This window comes from Leptospira jelokensis (genome assembly GCF_004769635.1).
GTDB lineage: Bacteria > Spirochaetota > Leptospiria > Leptospirales > Leptospiraceae > Leptospira_A > Leptospira_A jelokensis.
This window is the reverse complement of the sequence record NZ_RQGH01000026.1, coordinates 435,286-452,262: the sequence shown is the minus strand read 5'-3', so window position 1 is coordinate 452,262 and position 16,977 is coordinate 435,286. Positions and strand designations below refer to the sequence as shown.

The 16,977-nt window shown below is 41.3% G+C and carries 19 protein-coding genes; 11 read left to right on the top strand and 8 right to left on the bottom strand.

Features of this window, described 5'->3' with window-relative positions:
* Positions 1 to 6: 6 nt before the first annotated feature.
* The 4 genes from EHQ62_RS12065 to EHQ62_RS12050 are packed head-to-tail and all read right to left on the bottom strand — an operon-like array spanning position 7 to position 2,366.
* Complete coding sequence (locus EHQ62_RS12065; protein WP_135643112.1) at positions 7 to 516, bottom strand: hypothetical protein; 510 nt, start codon at positions 514 to 516, stop codon at positions 7 to 9.
* A gap of 2 nt (positions 517 to 518) precedes the next feature.
* Positions 519 to 845, bottom strand: coding sequence for an LIC13255 family lipoprotein (locus tag EHQ62_RS12060; RefSeq protein ID WP_244241754.1), 327 nt, complete (start codon positions 843 to 845; stop codon positions 519 to 521).
* Positions 842 to 1,378 carry an LEA/WHy family protein gene (locus EHQ62_RS12055; RefSeq protein WP_135643110.1) on the bottom strand — a complete coding sequence of 179 codons (537 nt, stop codon included), beginning with the start codon at positions 1,376 to 1,378 and terminating at the stop codon, positions 842 to 844. The genes EHQ62_RS12060 and EHQ62_RS12055 overlap by 4 nt, the downstream gene beginning before the upstream one ends.
* Entirely contained in the window at positions 1,368 to 2,366 is a 999-nt protein-coding gene (locus tag EHQ62_RS12050) for a zinc-binding dehydrogenase (protein WP_135643108.1), read from the bottom strand. The genes EHQ62_RS12055 and EHQ62_RS12050 overlap by 11 nt, the downstream gene beginning before the upstream one ends.
* A gap of 53 nt (positions 2,367 to 2,419) precedes the next feature.
* Here EHQ62_RS12050 and EHQ62_RS12045 point away from each other — a divergent pair, with 53 nt between their 5' ends.
* The 7 genes from EHQ62_RS12045 to kdsB are packed head-to-tail and all read left to right on the top strand — an operon-like array spanning position 2,420 to position 7,433.
* On the top strand, positions 2,420 to 3,214 hold the full coding sequence (locus EHQ62_RS12045) for an MlaD family protein (RefSeq protein WP_135643106.1): 795 nt from the start codon (positions 2,420 to 2,422) through the stop codon (positions 3,212 to 3,214).
* Complete coding sequence (locus EHQ62_RS12040) at positions 3,214 to 4,293, top strand: glycosyltransferase (protein WP_135643104.1); 1,080 nt, start codon at positions 3,214 to 3,216, stop codon at positions 4,291 to 4,293. The genes EHQ62_RS12045 and EHQ62_RS12040 overlap by 1 nt, the downstream gene beginning before the upstream one ends.
* Before the next feature lie 21 nt (positions 4,294 to 4,314).
* A complete protein-coding gene (locus EHQ62_RS12035; RefSeq protein WP_135643102.1) occupies positions 4,315 to 4,533 on the top strand; it encodes a flagellar FlbD family protein in 219 nt (72 codons plus the stop codon).
* A gap of 3 nt (positions 4,534 to 4,536) precedes the next feature.
* Complete coding sequence (locus EHQ62_RS12030; protein WP_015676774.1) at positions 4,537 to 5,319, top strand: motility protein A; 783 nt, start codon at positions 4,537 to 4,539, stop codon at positions 5,317 to 5,319.
* Positions 5,320 to 5,328: 9 nt separating this feature from the next.
* Entirely contained in the window at positions 5,329 to 6,159 is an 831-nt protein-coding gene (motB, locus tag EHQ62_RS12025) for a flagellar motor protein MotB (RefSeq protein ID WP_135643100.1), read from the top strand.
* Between the two features lies 1 nt (position 6,160).
* Positions 6,161 to 6,688: a flagellar basal body-associated FliL family protein gene (locus EHQ62_RS12020; protein ID WP_002972703.1), complete on the top strand. Its 528-nt coding sequence runs from the start codon at positions 6,161 to 6,163 to the stop codon at positions 6,686 to 6,688.
* Between the two features lie 4 nt (positions 6,689 to 6,692).
* Positions 6,693 to 7,433: a 3-deoxy-manno-octulosonate cytidylyltransferase gene (gene kdsB, locus EHQ62_RS12015; protein ID WP_135643098.1), complete on the top strand. Its 741-nt coding sequence runs from the start codon at positions 6,693 to 6,695 to the stop codon at positions 7,431 to 7,433.
* Positions 7,434 to 7,532: 99 nt separating this feature from the next.
* Here kdsB and EHQ62_RS12010 read toward each other — a convergent pair whose 3' ends face one another.
* The 4 genes from EHQ62_RS12010 to EHQ62_RS11995 form a co-directional block, all read right to left on the bottom strand.
* Positions 7,533 to 9,239 (bottom strand): cation:proton antiporter, encoded by a 1,707-nt coding sequence (locus EHQ62_RS12010; protein WP_135643096.1) that lies wholly within the window; start codon positions 9,237 to 9,239, stop codon positions 7,533 to 7,535.
* Between the two features lie 77 nt (positions 9,240 to 9,316).
* Positions 9,317 to 10,813, bottom strand: a complete 1,497-nt coding sequence (locus EHQ62_RS12005; RefSeq protein ID WP_135643094.1) for a TolC family protein — start codon at positions 10,811 to 10,813, stop codon at positions 9,317 to 9,319.
* Positions 10,810 to 12,159, bottom strand: coding sequence for an HlyD family secretion protein (locus tag EHQ62_RS12000; protein ID WP_135643093.1), 1,350 nt, complete (start codon positions 12,157 to 12,159; stop codon positions 10,810 to 10,812). The genes EHQ62_RS12005 and EHQ62_RS12000 overlap by 4 nt, the downstream gene beginning before the upstream one ends.
* A 5-nt stretch (positions 12,160 to 12,164) precedes the next feature.
* The gene (locus EHQ62_RS11995) at positions 12,165 to 14,393 is read right to left on the bottom strand and encodes an ABC transporter transmembrane domain-containing protein (RefSeq protein WP_135643091.1); all 2,229 of its coding nucleotides are present in this window, start codon (positions 14,391 to 14,393) and stop codon (positions 12,165 to 12,167) included.
* Positions 14,394 to 14,470: 77 nt separating this feature from the next.
* On the opposite strand from EHQ62_RS11995, the gene EHQ62_RS11990 reads away from it, so the two are divergent.
* From EHQ62_RS11990 to EHQ62_RS11975, 4 genes are all read left to right on the top strand, one after another.
* Positions 14,471 to 15,076, top strand: coding sequence for a YceI family protein (locus tag EHQ62_RS11990; protein WP_135643089.1), 606 nt, complete (start codon positions 14,471 to 14,473; stop codon positions 15,074 to 15,076).
* A gap of 68 nt (positions 15,077 to 15,144) precedes the next feature.
* Positions 15,145 to 15,534, top strand: coding sequence for a DUF1801 domain-containing protein (locus EHQ62_RS11985; RefSeq protein WP_135643087.1), 390 nt, complete (start codon positions 15,145 to 15,147; stop codon positions 15,532 to 15,534).
* 72 nt (positions 15,535 to 15,606) lie between these two features.
* Positions 15,607 to 16,059 (top strand): GNAT family N-acetyltransferase, encoded by a 453-nt coding sequence (locus EHQ62_RS11980; protein ID WP_135643085.1) that lies wholly within the window; start codon positions 15,607 to 15,609, stop codon positions 16,057 to 16,059.
* 27 nt (positions 16,060 to 16,086) lie between these two features.
* The gene (locus EHQ62_RS11975) at positions 16,087 to 16,947 is read left to right on the top strand and encodes an ankyrin repeat domain-containing protein (RefSeq protein WP_135643083.1); all 861 of its coding nucleotides are present in this window, start codon (positions 16,087 to 16,089) and stop codon (positions 16,945 to 16,947) included.
* Positions 16,948 to 16,977: the final 30 nt, after the last annotated feature.

Here is a 16,977-nt window from a genome sequence, read left to right as displayed (position 1 = left end):
AAAACGTTAAACACCCAATCGTTTGCGAATGTCTGCCGGGATACTTTGGATCGAATCGTATCTTTTTTTCTTTCCACCTGGCAGAGATACATAATAAAATCCGTTGATCATTTCTAAAAAATAATCTTCCCCTTTTTCACCTAAAGATCGATTGTCGAGTTCCTTTACCATTTTTTGGTATTTGGTAGGTAAAAGATTCCAATTCATATAATTGGTCACAACACCTTGGTCGTTGACGGTATACGCACCATCTTGGTGCAGGATTTTTGTACCATTATAATCAAAGATTTCCATCACCTTCAGATTGTTATCTTTTTGTGATTTGGAATCCTTTTTAGATTTACCATCATTACTTTTATTGGAATCATCTGATGATGAACCAGATTTTGATTTTTTGTTTTCGGATTTTTCTTTTTTTCTTAATTTTCCAAAGATGAGTAAAAATAAGCCAGCGAGTCCAAGTGCAGCAAATAAAAAAATTTCGGCTGTGGATAAGTCAAATAGGTAACGTAACATATCTAACGAAAGCTGGTTCCTATCGCCTTACAAGTGTCAGGAAGGTATCCATCCGTATTCCAAGTATTACAGTCCACAAGTTCTATGGCACGGATACAAATTTTTAAATCATCAATTTTTACCCTGTGAATAAATAGAGTGCCAGGTAGTTTTTCTTTTCCACAGGCTGAGTTTTTCAGTGCGTAAGCCTCAAAGGTTTTTTGGTTTCCTTCAATGGGAGAATAAAATAAGTCATCTCTGTTTTGGATACAAGATCCAAAACTAAAAGTACTCACAAGGACCAAAAACAAAACAGACAATAAGGAATTTGTGGGGAAAAACCACATCATTTTTTCAATTTGATCCGCGAGATTTCACGAACAGGAATGGGAAGTTTCCCAAACACTGTGTCCACATGTACGGTTCCATAAATCTCAAATTCTGCTTCTTCCCCTTTTCTTGCGGCGGTACCTAACGTTTCGGCGAGGACCAAAAGTTTTGGAAGGATGGATCCTTTTTGTTCAGGAACTAATTTTAATTCCACAACTGATTCTTGGTTTGGTTCTACTTCGATTGGTGAACTATTGGTGAGTTTCCCAATGTATTCCTTTCCTTTGGCTGTTACGAGTTCGATTTCTAAATCAAATTGGTAAATGTTGACCTTTGTGGAATTGGGATTTGCCACAGATACTTGCGGGTACAAATCCAAAAGTGGAATGAGTGGAAAACTTGGATTTGGTTTTAGTTCCACACGAACGTCCACCAAATCAAACTTACACGCCTTTAGGCTTTCTAAATTTTGTTTTGCACCACTGACACAATGTGAAAATCCAAGGATGGAAATGCATTGGATCGATAAAAGTAAGAGATAGTTACGGACCAAACACTACCTTCCCTTCGGTCATGTGTTGTTTGTAAAATTCCAATCCTTCTTTAAAATCTTCGAATTTAAAACGTTTGTTGATTTTGGTTTGGAATACGGTTTTTAAGTATTTTTGTGCTTCCTTTGCTTGTTTTTGAAATTCTTCTAATCCTATTTCATAGATCCAAGACGACAACCAAAAGCCCTCGATTTTTTTGTTTTGGAAAAGGATGATCCCTGAATTCACTGCAAATGGTTTTTCAGATAAAGCCCCATAACAAACTAGTTTCGAGCCGTAAGGCATACATTCCACAAGAGACTGAGCGGTATCTCCTGCAACCGCATCGATTGCATAAGTAGCGTTTAATTTTTTAGAAAGTTTGAATAAGTCTTTTTGGTAATTGGGTGAAGTGGAGTTGAGAATGTGTTCCGCACCAATTTCTGCCAAACTATCTTCTTGTTCTTTTTTTCGCACAACATTGATTAAAGGGATACCCTTTTCTTTACAAAGGCGAACTACCATTTTGCCCAGAGCACTCGCGGCTGCAGTTTGGACCATTGCTTGGTGTCCTTCTTTTTGGCAACGAGAGACCATTGCCCAAGCTGTCATTGGGTTCACAAAAAAACTAGAACCTTCGTCAAGTGTGACACCATCCACTAACGGCAAACAGTTGTCTTCTGTTGTGATCATGTACTCGGCCCATGACCCATCATTTTGTGGGGCAACACAGGAAACAGCCATTCCCAGTTTGAGGGTTTTGATCCCACTCCCAACGGCATCCACAATCCCACTGGCTTCAAATCCGGCAGAGACGGGAGCCTTTTTTTTGAAACCATACAAACCACGGATGAACATCAGATCGGATGGATTGATCGGAGAAAGGTGGATTTTGATCCTAACTTCGTTTTCTTTTGGTGTTGGAATTTCTTTTTCTCTGAGTTCCAATTGTGGTTCGGATTCATCATATTTGAGGATGGTGACTGCTTTCATCTCATCCCATTCACTCATGGAAAATCTGCTTGCCAACTCTTTCTTTTCGAGGAAAGTACTTTGAGTCCCCCGTGAAATCAAAAAAATTAAACAACGAAACCATCACTGGTATCATTTTTTTTTCCCTTTTGGTTTTTGCATTTTTTACGACTGTCATTGAGCCTGATAAACCCACTAAAAAATATCCTTACCGACTTTCCTTATTCTATTCGCGCATTGATGGGATCAAGGAAGGGACCGAAGTTCGAATTTTAGGAATCCAAAAAGGATATGTGGCCCATATTGATTCTAGACCACTTATGGATGTTCCTGACCGCAGGTTTCTCGACCATAACATGGATCATGCGATCGAACTTCATATTGCTTTGGAAGATCCGTTAACCCTTTGGGACAATTATGAAGTGGATTTCCAAACGATCACATTATTTTCAGGAAGGATCATCAATATCAATCCCGGAAGTTCCGATGGGAAACGACCTTTTTTCAAACCTACCTTTCGAGAAGGGGAAAAAACTCCTGACTACTTACCCTCTGCCAGGTATTTTGATGATTTTTTTAAGGCCACATCTGCCACGATGGAAGAAAACAGAGCAGACCTCAGGCAAATCACATTGGATTTTCGTTCCATCTCCGATAAATTAAATCAAACAGAAGGTACAATTCCTAAAATCATAGGAAGTACCGAGATGTATGATGAGTTACTTGCGACCATCAAAGACGCAGAAGCCATTGGAAAAGAAGGAAGAAGGTATATGGAAAGTTCTAGAAATTTAGAAAATACCATGCCAATTCCGTTTTTAATCACAGCATCGTATTACGGCCGTACAACGCCAATCACTGGAAGAAGGATAGGACCACAGGATTAATGAAAGTTGCAATTATACATGATTGGCTCACGGGAATGCGTGGGGGAGAAGTTGTCCTTGATAGTATGTTAAAAGCATACCCAGAAGCTGATTTGTTTTCTCTTTTTTATTCCAAAGGCAAACTCAATGCAAGGATTGAAGATCGTAAGATCACCACGGCATTTACAAACAACCTTCCCTTTAAAGAAAAATACTATCGGTATTATTTGCCCCTTTTTCCCACAGCCATTGAAACCTTGGATCTGAAAGGTTATGATGTTGTCATCAGCTCTTCCCATTGTGTTGCCAAAGGGGTCATCCCACACCCGGATACCTTTCACTTAAGTTATGTGCATAGCCCTATGCGTTATGTTTGGGATATGTATTACGATTATTTTCCAAACCGGAAAGGATTTAAATTTTTCCTTTTACAATCCATTGCCAATTACCTACGGACTTGGGATGCAGCTTCTGCAAACCGAGTGGATTATTTTACGTGTAACTCTCATTTTGTGGGAAGGCGGATCCAAAAGTACTACAGACGTGATTATAAAATCATTTATCCACCTTGTTTGCCACAAGACTTTCGTGTGCATGATAACTCAAAAGACGACTATTATCTTTTGGTGTCTGCATTTGCTCCCTATAAAAAAATTGACCTGGCCATCGAGGCTTTCCGTGAAAATGGAAAACCACTCATCCTTGTGGGTGGTGGCCAGGAAGAAGGAAAACTCGTCAAAAATCTCCCGAAAAATATCCTTTGGAAAAAGGGACTGCCTCGCACAGAAGTGATCGAACTCTATAAAAAGGCACGGGGGTTTATCTTTCCTGGGATGGAAGACTTTGGGATCACTCCTGTAGAATCCCAAGCCTATGCCACTCCTGTCATCGCCTATGGGAAGGGTGGTGCCCTAGAATCAGTCAAAGAAGGGAAAACTGGGGTATTTTTCCAGGAACAGACGGTCAAATCCTTAAATGACGCCATCAAACGGGCCGAAAAAATCCAATTCAAACGTTGGGATTTCCAAAATTCCATCAACCGGTTCACGGAAGAAAAATTCGTAAGCGAAATTCGAAAGGTAGTCGATAGACATAAATAGAAATCTCTGAAGGGGGATCTCTTGGTCATTTTACATCGACTCAAAGGTGCGGAATTTGTTCTCAATGCAGATTTGATTGAGACCATTGAAGCAAATCCAGATACGATCATCACTCTTGTGAATGAGAAGAAATTCATTGTACAAGAGACGGTTACGGACGTTGTGGAAAGGGTAATCGCTTACCAAACGAGAATCCACAACCTACCTCGAGTGAGTGAAAGAAGGCCTGAGGAAACATAAGAAATGGATATAGCTACAGTCATTGGTTTGGCCTTAGGATTGGCCTTGATGTTACTTGGGGTTGTTTCGGGGGGGCTTGCGCTCACCGACCTCATTGATATTCCATCCGTCATGATTACATTCGGTGGGGCGGCAGCCGCTACCATCATCTCATTCCCATGGACATCAACGATCGGTGTGGGAGCCGTCACAAAAAAAGCCTTCCAAAATCCTCCCTCAGATTTACCAGGCCTCATTACGACACTTGTTAGTTTCTCTGAAAAAGCTCGCCGTGAAGGTTTACTTGCCTTAGAAGATGATATCAACGAATTACCGGAAGAATTTTTAAAGAAGGGAATCCAACTCGTTGTGGATGGAACAGACCCTGAACTTGTTCGTAACATTATGGAAACCGAAATTGGAAACACAGCTGCACGGCATGCCTATGGACGTGGTTGGTGGGATGCTTACGCTGGTTTTGCGCCAGGGTTCGGAATGCTTGGGACCCTTGTGGGTCTTGTAGGGATGTTAAAGAACTTAGGTGGTGGGGATGCGAGTGCGATTGGACAAGGTATGGCGACAGCCCTGATCACAACATTATACGGATCACTCGCACAGAACTTATTTGCAGCACCTGTTGTTAGAAAATTAACACGTAGGTCGGAAGATGAACTTGTAATCAAACAAGTGATGGTGGAAGGAACTTTATCGATCCAATCGGGAGACAACCCAAGGATTGTAAAAGAGAAACTAGCGAGTTTCTTAACACCTGCAGAACGTGTTGCTTTGAAGGATGATGGAGATTAATCCTTAAGTATGGCGAAAAAAGAAAAATGCCCTGAGTGTATCCAAAAAGTTCCCGAGTTCATGGCAACTTACGGGGACATGGTGACACTCCTCCTTTGTTTCTTTATCCTTTTGTACACTACGGGGAAAACAGATGCAAAGGAGATGCAAATCATTCTTTCGGCATTTAAGTCCACCACCGGTTTTTTCACGGGTGGACAAACTTTATCCAAAGGTTCCTTGGAAGAGATGGGGATGCAAATTGAATCCCTGCCATCACAAGTAGTAGGACGAAACCTATCCAAATCGAAAAAAGATGCCCAGGAAGTATTCAAACCAGAAGTAGAAGCAGGAAAGGTTCGGATTTCGGAAAACGAAAGGGGACTTGTGATCTCTCTTGTCGGAGCAGATTATTTTTATCCAGGTTCAGCTATCCTAACACCTGCTATCCGAGAAACTTTACGGAAAGCGGCAGGACTAATCAAAGGTCTTGAACGTTTTGTTCGAGTGGAAGGGCATAGCGATGATGATGCTGTGAATCCTGTGAGTCGTCCTGGTCGTGAAGAACGAGAATATATCAATAACTGGGATTTGGCGGGAGCGAGGGCAGTGAACGCCACTGTTTTTATGATCAATGCTGAAGAAATTGAGCCAAGTTGGTTCCAAGCGGTTAGTTTTGGATCCTACAGACCTCTTGTATTGGAAAATGAAGGTACACCAGAAGCGAAGGCTTTTAACAGACGAGTGGACATCATCATTTTAACAGAGAAGTCTACCAAACGAGCACCAGGTGAAAGTAAATACGGACTACCTGACACTCGTTTGCCGAACACTGAAACAAATGTAGAAGGAGAATTTTAACATGGGCGACCGTGAAGTAGATGAAGAAGAAGGTGGGTTAGCCGAAGGTAGTTCCGCCTCTGCTGGGATGTCCCCCATTGTCAAATGGTTATTGTACATCGCTGCGGCCATTTTTGGAATTATCATTGTAACCGTTATATCGATGTTTGTTGCTCAAAAAACGGCAACAAGTGTGTTCAAACAACAAAAGAATATCTCACTTGTGAAAGCTCCACCTCCTTTGGAAGTTTACACATTCCAAGAAGAGTTTAGAGTGAATACGTCCGATGTTGGTGAATCACACTTTGTGAAGTTAAAGATGTCTTTAGGATTTGAATCTGGCCAACCTGCACTTTCTGCAGAACTTGCGGCACGTGTGGCTCAAATGCAAAACATCATTAACCTTGTCATTGCACGAAAAACAAAAGACGATTTAAAATCCATTACCAACCAATTGGATTTACGTGAGGAAATTAAGGCCCACTTAAATCATATTTTGACCAATGGAAAAATCAAAGAGGTTTACTTTACCGAGTTCTTGGTAAACTAGGACTATGTCCGACCAAATCCTCGGTGTGATCCCTGCTCGTTACGCGAGCACACGATTTCCAGGAAAACCACTGGCCCTCATTGGTACAAAACCAATGATCCAGTGGACCTACCACCACGCTTCCCTTTCTAAGTCTTTCCACCGTTTGGTGGTCGCAACAGACGACAAACGAATCCATGATGTCGTTTTGGGTTTTGGGGGAGAGTCCATTCTCACAAGCCCTGACCATCCCACAGGCACGGATCGTATCATCGAAGTGGCAAACAAATACCCGAACTATGGAATCATCGTGAACATCCAAGGTGACGAACCAGGGATGGAAACCTCACTCATCGATGGTGTGGTGGGTTTAAAAACCAAACACCGCGATTGGGAGATGACAACCGCAGCAGTTCCCTTCACTACCGATGAAGATCCTAAAGATCCTAACAAAGTAAAGGTGGTCTTTGGCAAACAGGGACGAGCCAATTATTTTTCTCGTTCTCCGATCCCTGCATCTTTTAAAGGAGAAGCCAAGTACCACAGACATTTAGGAATCTATGCGTATGAGCGGGATTTTTTACTGTCTTATCACGAACTCCCAACTTCTGATTGGGAAACGGTGGAGTCACTCGAACAACTTCGTGCCTTACAAAATGGAGCTACCATCGGAGTTTATCTCTCCGACAAAGCCAATTTAGGTGTAGATTCCCCTGCCGATTTAGAGGTGGTGACGAGAGAGTTTCAAAAGATGGGTTTGATTTAAAGAAAACCAATAAAAGGTAACGATTGTTAAGCTAATTTGCCTTTTTTCCAAACAATGACCGAACCAAACATTCGGAAAAAAGACAATATGAAAAAACGATCACTCGTTATTTCTCATCCCGCGAGAAATGTATTCATACAAAAATTCACCGGTGATGACCCCTGGGATGATCACTTTTTGTGCTCCATCGGCCACTAATTTTTTAGCCTCACCTGGTTCATCACTTGTTAGAATGATTTTGGCATTCGGGGCTAGTTTACTGAGAGTCGAAAGCAAACGGTTGTTATTTGTTCCTTTGAGAAAAGAATCTGAGATGGTACAAATTACCATGGATGCATCATGAAGCCCGATATGGGATAAGGAATCAGGATGGGCAAGGTCAGCGTAGGCCCACTGGAATCCTTTATTAGTGAGTTCCTCTTTGAAAGCCGGATTGTAATCGGCAATGATGATCCGTTTGATGAGGGAAGGAGATAAGTCTTCCAAATATTCCACAAAGGCACGGGCAATTCGGAAGTACCCAAGGACTATGATGTCACGCACCATTCCATCGCCGTGGCTACCATGCCCTCCATGACCTCCTTGGCCTTGATCCGTCTTTCCCGTTTCGTCTGTTTGGTCGGAGATCCCCACGCGTGCCAATAATCGTTCAAAGGTAGCCGCAATGTTATGATTGAACATAATGATGTATGTCGATAAGACAGATGCGATGATGGTAGAGGTCAAAATCACTGCTTGCAATTTGGGAGTGATGTGTTCAAACCCAGCACCTAATGCGAGGATGACGAGTGAGAATTCTGAGATCTGAGCAAGGTTAAGTGCTGTGAGAAATCCATTTCGAACACCTTTGTTCAGTTTGATGATGACAGGAGCGATGGTAATCATCCTGACAAATAACATAAGGGCAATGATGGCAGTGGAAAGTCCGATGACTTCTAAACTAGGAAGTGGAACCTTAAGACCGAGAGCCACAAAGAAAAGGGTAACAAAGAAGTCTCGAATTCCAATGAGTTTGGAAATGACATCTGCTCCATAAGGGAAGGCGGCAATGCTCATACCTGCAACGAGAGCACCCATCTCTTTGGAAAGTCCTGCTTCTCCTGCAATCCCACAAACTAAAAAGCACCACATAATTGATGTTAGAAGGATGAGTTCTGGGCTACTGGCACATGCTTTGTATAATTTTGCGAGGACATAACGACTGACACTAAAACTAAAGGCAATGAGTAATACAATGATCCCAACAGAAGTGAGGATTTTTAAGATTTCTGGGTTGTTTAGGTTCGGTTGTACCCCCATAAACAAAATCGCCCAAATGTCTTGGAATACCAAAACCCCTACTGTAAGTTTCCCAGATAAAGTATTAATCTCCACTTTGTCCTGAAGTAATTTAACAACGATTAAAGTAGAACTAAGTGATAAGGCAACCGCAATGTACAGAAGGTCGAATTTTTCGGAACCAATCGAAAGTCCAAAAAAAGGAAACACAGAATAAACGAAGGCAACGGAAAGTGTGAATTGTAAAATACCGAGCGTGAACATCGCCTTTCCCATTTTTGCGAGTTCGGCAAGATTGATTTCTAAACCAATGATGAAGAGTAAAAGGATGAGTCCAATTTCCGAAATGAGTTCGATACTTGCTTCGTTTGTGACAAGTTCAAAGCCCATCTCTTTTCCGAGCATCGCGCCGCCAATAATGTAACCTAAGATTAACGGTTGTTTGAGAACGCGAGCAATGTGGCTTAAAACTGTAGCAAATATAATACTGAGACCAATGTCTTGTAAAAGTGACTCTTCCCCGTGCATAGATACCTTCTTTAGGGAAAAGTTTAGGAATTCAGTGAGATGTGAAAGTCGTTTTTTTTTCTACAAAAGAATTACGACTAGGGAGTGGGAGAATTTTGCAGAAAACTTGCAGTGGATGCTTGGAAGTGGGCCACTGCGACATGATGATCGTACAATGCCTTAATTTCACGCACTGCTGCTTCGGCACTTGTTTGTTCCCGAATATTCACAAATAAAAGAGTGGAATCACCTAAAGAAAATCGTTCCCGTTCCATCACTTCCAATTTTCTGGCAAGTTCCACTTCACTTTGCGTAACAATGACTCGTTTTGCCGAAGCAATCACTTCTGAAATCGAGTCTTGCACTTCTGTTTTGATTTTATCTTTTGAGAATTGGAGTTCTTGGTCGAGTTGTGCAATTTTTGCTTCGGCCGCTCCAATCATGCCTCGTGGCCTTCGGGTTTGCATTGGCAAATTGAGAACAAGAGAAGCCTCGAGTTCTGGTTTTGCCCTCGTGACAGAACCTGGGCCAAAGTCTTGGGATCCGGCGACTACCAAATCAACTTGGGGTTTCAGGGCATTGTAGCCCATGTCTTGGTCCACACGTGCCTTCTCCCGTTTGAATTCATAGTCTTGGATTTCTGGTCGAAACTTCCATGCAATTTTAATGCTTTTTTCGAGTTCCAATTCCTTGTAGTCGATGGGTTTGGGAAATCCAATGGGCAATCTGTCAGTTGTGGGTAGGATTAAGTTCCCATCAGCAGCTCGTAGGAATAAAGACAAATCGATCGCAGCTTTCTGCATCTCACGTTCCGCAGAGACAAATTGTGATTCCCTTTGTAAAATGGCCCGGTCATTTTCGGTACCTTCCATTTTCGGAATGTCACCTAACTTGATTCGCTGCGTAATCTGTTGTTGTCTATTTTTTGCAATCTCTAACAGGTCTTTGTTGACTAGGTATTCTTGGCCACTTGCCACCCATTTCCAATACCGTTTGGTTGCTTCCTTGATGACTTCGATTTTTAATTTTTGAATGGATAACTCGGCAAGTTTACGATCAATGTCAGCTTTTCGTAAATCCGCTCTGTTTTTGTCGATCTCGCGGTTTCGCATAAGTGGGACAATGGCACCTGCCCTCACTTCCCCATAATCGTTGGTTTGCCTTCTACCATCATACACAGGAAAGGTTCCGCGACCTATACGGTAACCGGCAAAAAAGGATGTCCCCCCGAGAGGGGTTGGTTTTTCGAACACATTGTCCGCTGCATTATTTGTATAGTAACCCATAGGTTTTGTTGTACCCATGGATTTGAATTGCAGGTCAAATGCTCCTTCCGCTGCTAAATAATTGTATTCTGTTTCCGTTAACAGTTTTTCTGCGGCAAGGACAAGTGGATAAGATTTTTCCACAGACTTCAAAAGTTCTGCAAGTGTCAGGACTCCTGGTTGTTGGTTCAAATAATCTTGTGAATAGATATTGGGACCATGTAAGGATTCGAAGGGATCCTTTGTCGGATCTGCTTCTAATAAAAAAGAAAAAAACATGCCAAAGGGGCATAATAACGCAAATAAAAATGAATTTAGATGCGGTTTCATTTTCCTTTGTCTCCTCCTCCATTTTCGTCTAACAACGATTTCATCTCAGGGTCATCCATTGGTAAATTCGGTGGGAAGTCATTAAACCTTCTCCATAATTCATACCCAACACTCACACGATTGAGAAAAATCCAACCCTTGGCACGAACACCTTGTCGTAAGTAACGACTGGAAGGCCACTGGCGGTCATCACGGTCAGGGATGACAAGCACACGAAAATTTCCCGATCCATTGTCTGTGATATCAACCAACTTCACAACACCACCAAAGGTACCAACGGCAGTCTCAGGCCATCCACTGATTTGTAAAACTGGATAACCCTGGAATTGCAAACGAACCTTTCGTCCTTCACCCACGAGTGGGATGTCATTTCCTGAAATGAATAGTTCCACCGCTTTGTCTTCGGCATCAGGGACTAGGATGGCAACTCCATCCCCTTCCTTTACTTGTTGGGTGTCCGGATTGACCAAAATTCGCATAATGGTTCCATCACGAGGGGCAAATACTTCCTGGTTTTCTTGTCTGGATAATCTGGCTTCTAGTTTGGGTAGGTCTTCCAACACTCTTGCCACTTCGGACTGGGCTGAGGCGAGGGAAGCCTTCGCATCATTGATGGAAGCCTCTGCATCTTGTTGGACTTTTCCTGTATCACTATTTAACGCACGTTCTTCTTTGACGGCTGCATCATAAGCGGCTTTTGCACGGTCAAGACCCGTTTCGGCATTGGTATGGTCCAGTTCTGCAAGTTCTAACGTTCGTTTGGAGGTTAGGCCTTTTTCCCATAATTGTTTTTGTCGGTCCAAGTTGAGGTTTGCTGTTTTGAGGGCGGCCTTGGCAGCGTCTACTGCTTGTTCGCTGGCACGGACTCGGTCTTTTGCCATCATCCTTCTAGAATCAGCAGCACTCACAGCACTTCCCATGGAAGAACGCAAACTTAAGATCCTGGAACGGATATTATCTTCCCTTGATCTCGCCGCTTCCAACCGTTGTAAGAGGGCATTCCTTTCTTCACGAATCCTAGAGATAAAATTGGGATCATTGTCCGAAATATCAATGATGGGATCTCCCTTTTTGACACGTGTCCCTTCATGCACATGCCATTTGACAACACGTCCACTGATGGGGGATTCTATGACTTGTTGGCGGTCAAGAGGAGCATAGGCAACCACTCGGCCAAAACCCATGGTGGTTTGTTGCCAAGGCACATAGAGTAGGATGAGGACACTTAAGAAAAAAATAACTGTGAGGATGTAGGCTAAACTTTGCGCCGGAAGTGCAGTTTGCACCAACCGATACGAAGGCAGGTTTTTACGAAGTTTCCATTTGGGTGACAGATTTGTTTTCATAGAGTTTATGAATTCACCTTTAATGAATGAGTATCATCTTCCAATTTAAGGATTTGGTCCATTTCTGAAAGAACCGCTGGAGATTTGGACACAATGACCAAAGTCCATTCCCGATTTTTTTGTAATAAGAATTTTAAACAAGAAGTTAACAAGGGAGGTGGCAATTGGTCAAGGATTCCATCGATGAGAACCAGTTTTGGATTTCCGATTAAGGCTCTTGTTAAGGCCAAAATGGTTGTTTGGACATTGTCAAAAGGGTGGCCAAAGGTTAACAGCTGTGTGTGGATTCCATTTGGTAAGGATTGGATGACCTTCCAAAGACCTAAATGATCCAAATAATCGCGGATGGTAATGAGAGAAATTTCTTCCCGTCCCACTCGTATGTTTTCCAAAATCGTTCCTTCAAAAATTTCGTTTCCTCTCACCAACACGGCATAAGATTGGATTTGTTCTTTTGAAACTTCATGGATGTTTTGGTGGTTGTATTCGACAATCCCAGAGTTTGGTTCGCGGAGTCCACTCATCAAATCAAGTAAGATGTGTGCATCATATGGAGTGTTCGATGTAACACCTAACGCTTTTCCTGCTTGGACTTTTAAATTGAATTGTGTAAAAATTTTGTGACCATTACTTAAGGAATAATCAATACCTGAAAGTTGGACTTGGATGGGTCCTTTTGAATTTTCAAACGGAACCGTTTTAGCAGTGAGAGTTGGAAGGTGGAAAACGGAATTGATTTTGTCAACGGCAGCAATCAAACTATAAAAACTATCGAGTTGTTTTCCAAATTTAGAGATATCACTCAGAACTTTTGCAATCACAAGTTCTGCCGCAACAAGTTGTCCAATGGTCAATTGCCGATGGATCACCAAATACCCACCGATTCCTAAAACGATGGCACTGGCTAGGGCCTGTATACCGACAAGTCCAATGATTTGTTTGATATAAACCGAAAAGTATTTTTTACGAGCAAAGAGATAATCTCGGATGAGGGAATCGGCTCGTTCGATGGCAAAATGAGAGCCAAATGTTGAGTGGAATAAAGCAGAGTGCCGTGAAACTTCTTCAAGCCATGCGGCTACTTTGTATTTTTCTTTTGAGATCTTAATATAATTTTCGGAGGCAGGTCTACCAAGTTGGTAGATCACAAGATACCCTCCCACAAATAAAATAAATAAAGAAAACACAATAAAGATGGGATGGTAAAAGGAAATGAGGACAAAACCAATCACGGTTGTTAATACCACCGCTAGTCCATCCACTAACAAAGAGTGAATGGATTTTTGAATGGTCATGGTATCAAAAAAACGATTCACAAGTTCAGGGTTGTGGTGTTTGTCTAAGGCATCTTGGCGAATTCTCGGGAAACGAATCGCAAATTCAGTGGCAATGCGGACAAACACTCGTCGTTGTAAAATCTCTACCACATAAATTTGGATGGTTTGCATGGCACCTGCAAATCCCAAGAAAAATACAACTAACAACGTCAAGATGATGACTGGTTGTAAGAGCACACCAAAGGCGACAATATTGACTAGGGAAGAGGTTGCTACTGGAACAACGAGAGATAAGATTCCAATCCCAATACCGTAAATAAATACGATCCATACATCTTTTGATTCGATGCGGATGAGATGGTAAATTTGTTTTACCGCATTTTTTAATGCGGATGAAGTAGAACTAATTTCTTTGGGAGAAGAGAAGGCAAATGTAGGTTCTGCCACAATCCAATCTACAACATCCTTTGCGGATTTGATTTCAAATAATTTGAGTAAGGCTTTCTCCGATACCCATTCTTCTTCAGAGATATGATTGTGAAGTGGTTTGATTAGGTATGCGGATGCGTGGTAACCAAGGACAGCATACATTTCCGGAAGTCCAAAATCCTTACTTTTCAGTTGGAATAAAAAGGGAGCTTCTCTTGTGATATAACTTCTGATTTCGACTATTGATTTCCGAACAAAATTGAGTTTGATTTGGTATTGGTGTGAAGCGGCGATGAGGTAGTCCAAAAACTCCAATTTCGATTCATGAGGGAACTTACTTCGTAGAGAACGAAACCCTTCAATGATTTGGCTTGGAATGGATTGGATGCTTAATGATTCGGATAAATAGTCTAAAATCGACTGCGCCAGGGATTCTCCTGTCGAAAGTCGTATGGGGAGTTCCGTCTCCTTTGCTTTGAAGAGTTGGTATCGGAAATGGCGCACCAACATTTGTAATAATTTTAACATGTGAATTTTATTTCGTGCTTTAGACTCCTCTTGACAAAACTTTGTTTTTGATTTTCCATCATTCAGCAGAGGTTTCTATGAAAATTTTTTATTCTATTTTAGCACTATTCATTGTCGGCACCTTCGGGTCAATTGAAGCAGAAGAAAATTGTAATTACGAATACGATCCTACCAAAACAAACCTAGAATGGACGGCGTTCAAATTTACAGAAAAAACAGGTGTTAAAGGTAAGTTTGATTCGATTCGAGTAGTAGGAAAAACAAAAGACAAATCGAAGTTTGGTGTAGCAGAGAAAATTCGATTCCAAATAGACACTTCGTCCGTAAATTCTGCAAACCCAGACCGTGACCTTAAAATCAAAAAGTTTTTCTTTGGGTCGGTGAAAGGGAACCAAACGTTAATGGGAAATTTTTCTGAAATCACAAAAGGGGAAACGGGAACTGCGAAACTCAACCTCCAGTTTGGAAAATCCAAAACAACCATCCCTGTGAACTTTGTATGGAAAGAAGACACTGTAGAAGTCACAGGAACTGTGGATGTGGCATCGCTCGGTTTATTGCAAGGGTTGGGTAAATTGAATGCAGAGTGTAACGACTTACATAAAGGTTCAGATGGTGTGAGTAAACTTTGGCCAACAGTTGATGTAAAAGTTGTTTCTACCCTAAAAAAAGTTTGTAAGTAAAAATTGGTTTTGTTAATTAGACGCATAATTGTAATTAGCTGGCAATAAGTGCTATACAGGGTTAAAGGATGGAAAAGGAAATTCAGGCCTACCATCGGTCTCTTCCTCCGGCCGATTTCGAAATTTGTAATGTTTTGTACGAGGTGATTTGCAAAAACCTTCCCAAGGCAGAAAGGAAAATTTGGCATGCCCATCCAGTTTGGTTTTTGGATGGGAATCCAATTGTTGGTTATAGTAAGTTAAAGACTTGTACTCGCCTTCTCTTTTGGAGTGGGCAAAGTTTTGGTGCCGAAGGTCTCACCCCGGAAGGAAGTTTTAAAGCCGCTGAAGTTCGTTATACGGATGTTACACAAATCAAAAAAAAGGATTTAAAACTTTGGTTAACAAAGGCAAAAAATATCCAATGGGATTATAAAAACATCGTAAAACGAAAAGGTGTATTGGAACGAATCAAGTAAAATCCTCATTTTTTATGATTCACTGTATTTGGAAACTTTGCGGAAAAAAAGATTAAGGCTTAAGGAACACAAATGATCAATACTGAAATCAAAAAATTATCTTCCGCTGATTTGTCACAATTCATTGAACTCATAGGTGTATTCGAAGATGTATTTGAAATGAAACCTTTTCCATTGCCCAATCGAAAGTACTTACAATCCCTTTTGGATCGGGATGATTTTTTTGTTTTTGTGTCTATTTTGGATGGAAAGGTAGTGGCTGGTCTTACCGCTTACTTGTTACGACAATACTATTCAGAGAGACCACTCGTTTATATTTACGATTTAGCTGTAAAAACACATCTTCAAAGGAAAGGCATTGGGAAATCACTGATTGCTTCTATCAATAGGTATTGCAAAGAGAAGGGGATCGAAGAGGTGTTTGTCCAAGCAGATTTGGCAGATGATTATGCTTTGGATTTTTATCGATCAACAGGTGGTCGTGCAGAAGATGTGGTGCATTTTTATTATCCACTCGCTGAGTGAATACAATTATAAGCGAAGATACTTGTTATGAAATCTTTTCAATTTTTCTTTTTATTTACATTGTTTTTGATCCAATGTAGGTCCACCAATTCGTCAAGTCGATCTGCTCAAAATTTTCAATACCTAAAAACTTGTAATGCATCAAATGCAAAAATCTTATTTCCGGATGCAAACCTTATTAATGAGAAGGTTGATAACGGCCAACCCATCCTATCGTATTTTGCAAGAACAGGGAATATTGATTGTGCCAAACGATTGTTAAGTTTAAAAGCAAATCCCAATCAGCGCGATGCTCGAGGGTTTACACCACTAATCTTTTCCGTTTATTCCAATCTAAAGATGATGGATTTATTATTGGAAAATGGAGCAGAATTAAATTCCGAAACTCCGGATGCTGGGAATGCACTCATCCTTGCTGCAGAAATCGGAAATTTAGAAGCAGTTCAGTATTTGATTGGAAAAGGGATGAATGTCAATCATCTCACGAAAAATAGAGGAACCCCATTGATGCATGCGTCAATTCGAGGGCATGACCAGGTAGTTTCTCATCTCCTAAAAAAAGGTGCAGATCCAAATCTAGCGGATATCTTGAACATAACACCGATTATGCATGCGGCTTCTAATGGACATCTGGTAACCGTTTCGTTATTAATCCAATACAAAGCGGATATTCATAAAAAAGATTACAAAGGGTATTCAGTCATCTTTGCCCCATCTGATGCAAGAAATCCAAACGAAAATCATTTGGAGATACTTGACTTACTCATGAAAGCTGGTGCCAATATACACGATCGTAATGATGATGGTGATACTCCACTAAGCATTGCAAAAAAAAGAAAACTTTCATTTTTAATCGATAAACTGGAATCACTTGGTGCGAAAGAGTGAGATCGGAATTTGTAAAAAATCTTTAAGGTT

What these genes read in the sequence shown, in the direction of transcription:
- EHQ62_RS12065 (WP_135643112.1), bottom strand. Translation starts at nt 516, where the DNA reads ATGTTACGTTACCTATTTGACTTATCCACAGCCGAAATTTTTTTATTT.
- EHQ62_RS12060 (WP_244241754.1), bottom strand. Translation starts at nt 845, where the DNA reads ATGATGTGGTTTTTCCCCACAAATTCCTTATTGTCTGTTTTGTTTTTG.
- EHQ62_RS12050 (WP_135643108.1), bottom strand. Translation starts at nt 2,366, where the DNA reads ATGAGTGAATGGGATGAGATGAAAGCAGTCACCATCCTCAAATATGAT.
- EHQ62_RS12040 (WP_135643104.1), top strand. Translation starts at nt 3,214, where the DNA reads ATGAAAGTTGCAATTATACATGATTGGCTCACGGGAATGCGTGGGGGA.
- EHQ62_RS12030 (WP_015676774.1), top strand. Translation starts at nt 4,537, where the DNA reads ATGGATATAGCTACAGTCATTGGTTTGGCCTTAGGATTGGCCTTGATG.
- motB (WP_135643100.1), top strand. Translation starts at nt 5,329, where the DNA reads ATGGCGAAAAAAGAAAAATGCCCTGAGTGTATCCAAAAAGTTCCCGAG.
- EHQ62_RS12020 (WP_002972703.1), top strand. Translation starts at nt 6,161, where the DNA reads ATGGGCGACCGTGAAGTAGATGAAGAAGAAGGTGGGTTAGCCGAAGGT.
- kdsB (WP_135643098.1), top strand. Translation starts at nt 6,693, where the DNA reads ATGTCCGACCAAATCCTCGGTGTGATCCCTGCTCGTTACGCGAGCACA.
- EHQ62_RS12010 (WP_135643096.1), bottom strand. Translation starts at nt 9,239, where the DNA reads ATGCACGGGGAAGAGTCACTTTTACAAGACATTGGTCTCAGTATTATA.
- EHQ62_RS12005 (WP_135643094.1), bottom strand. Translation starts at nt 10,813, where the DNA reads ATGAAACCGCATCTAAATTCATTTTTATTTGCGTTATTATGCCCCTTT.
- EHQ62_RS12000 (WP_135643093.1), bottom strand. Translation starts at nt 12,159, where the DNA reads ATGAAAACAAATCTGTCACCCAAATGGAAACTTCGTAAAAACCTGCCT.
- EHQ62_RS11995 (WP_135643091.1), bottom strand. Translation starts at nt 14,393, where the DNA reads ATGTTAAAATTATTACAAATGTTGGTGCGCCATTTCCGATACCAACTC.
- EHQ62_RS11990 (WP_135643089.1), top strand. Translation starts at nt 14,471, where the DNA reads ATGAAAATTTTTTATTCTATTTTAGCACTATTCATTGTCGGCACCTTC.
- EHQ62_RS11985 (WP_135643087.1), top strand. Translation starts at nt 15,145, where the DNA reads ATGGAAAAGGAAATTCAGGCCTACCATCGGTCTCTTCCTCCGGCCGAT.
- EHQ62_RS11980 (WP_135643085.1), top strand. Translation starts at nt 15,607, where the DNA reads ATGATCAATACTGAAATCAAAAAATTATCTTCCGCTGATTTGTCACAA.
- EHQ62_RS11975 (WP_135643083.1), top strand. Translation starts at nt 16,087, where the DNA reads ATGAAATCTTTTCAATTTTTCTTTTTATTTACATTGTTTTTGATCCAA.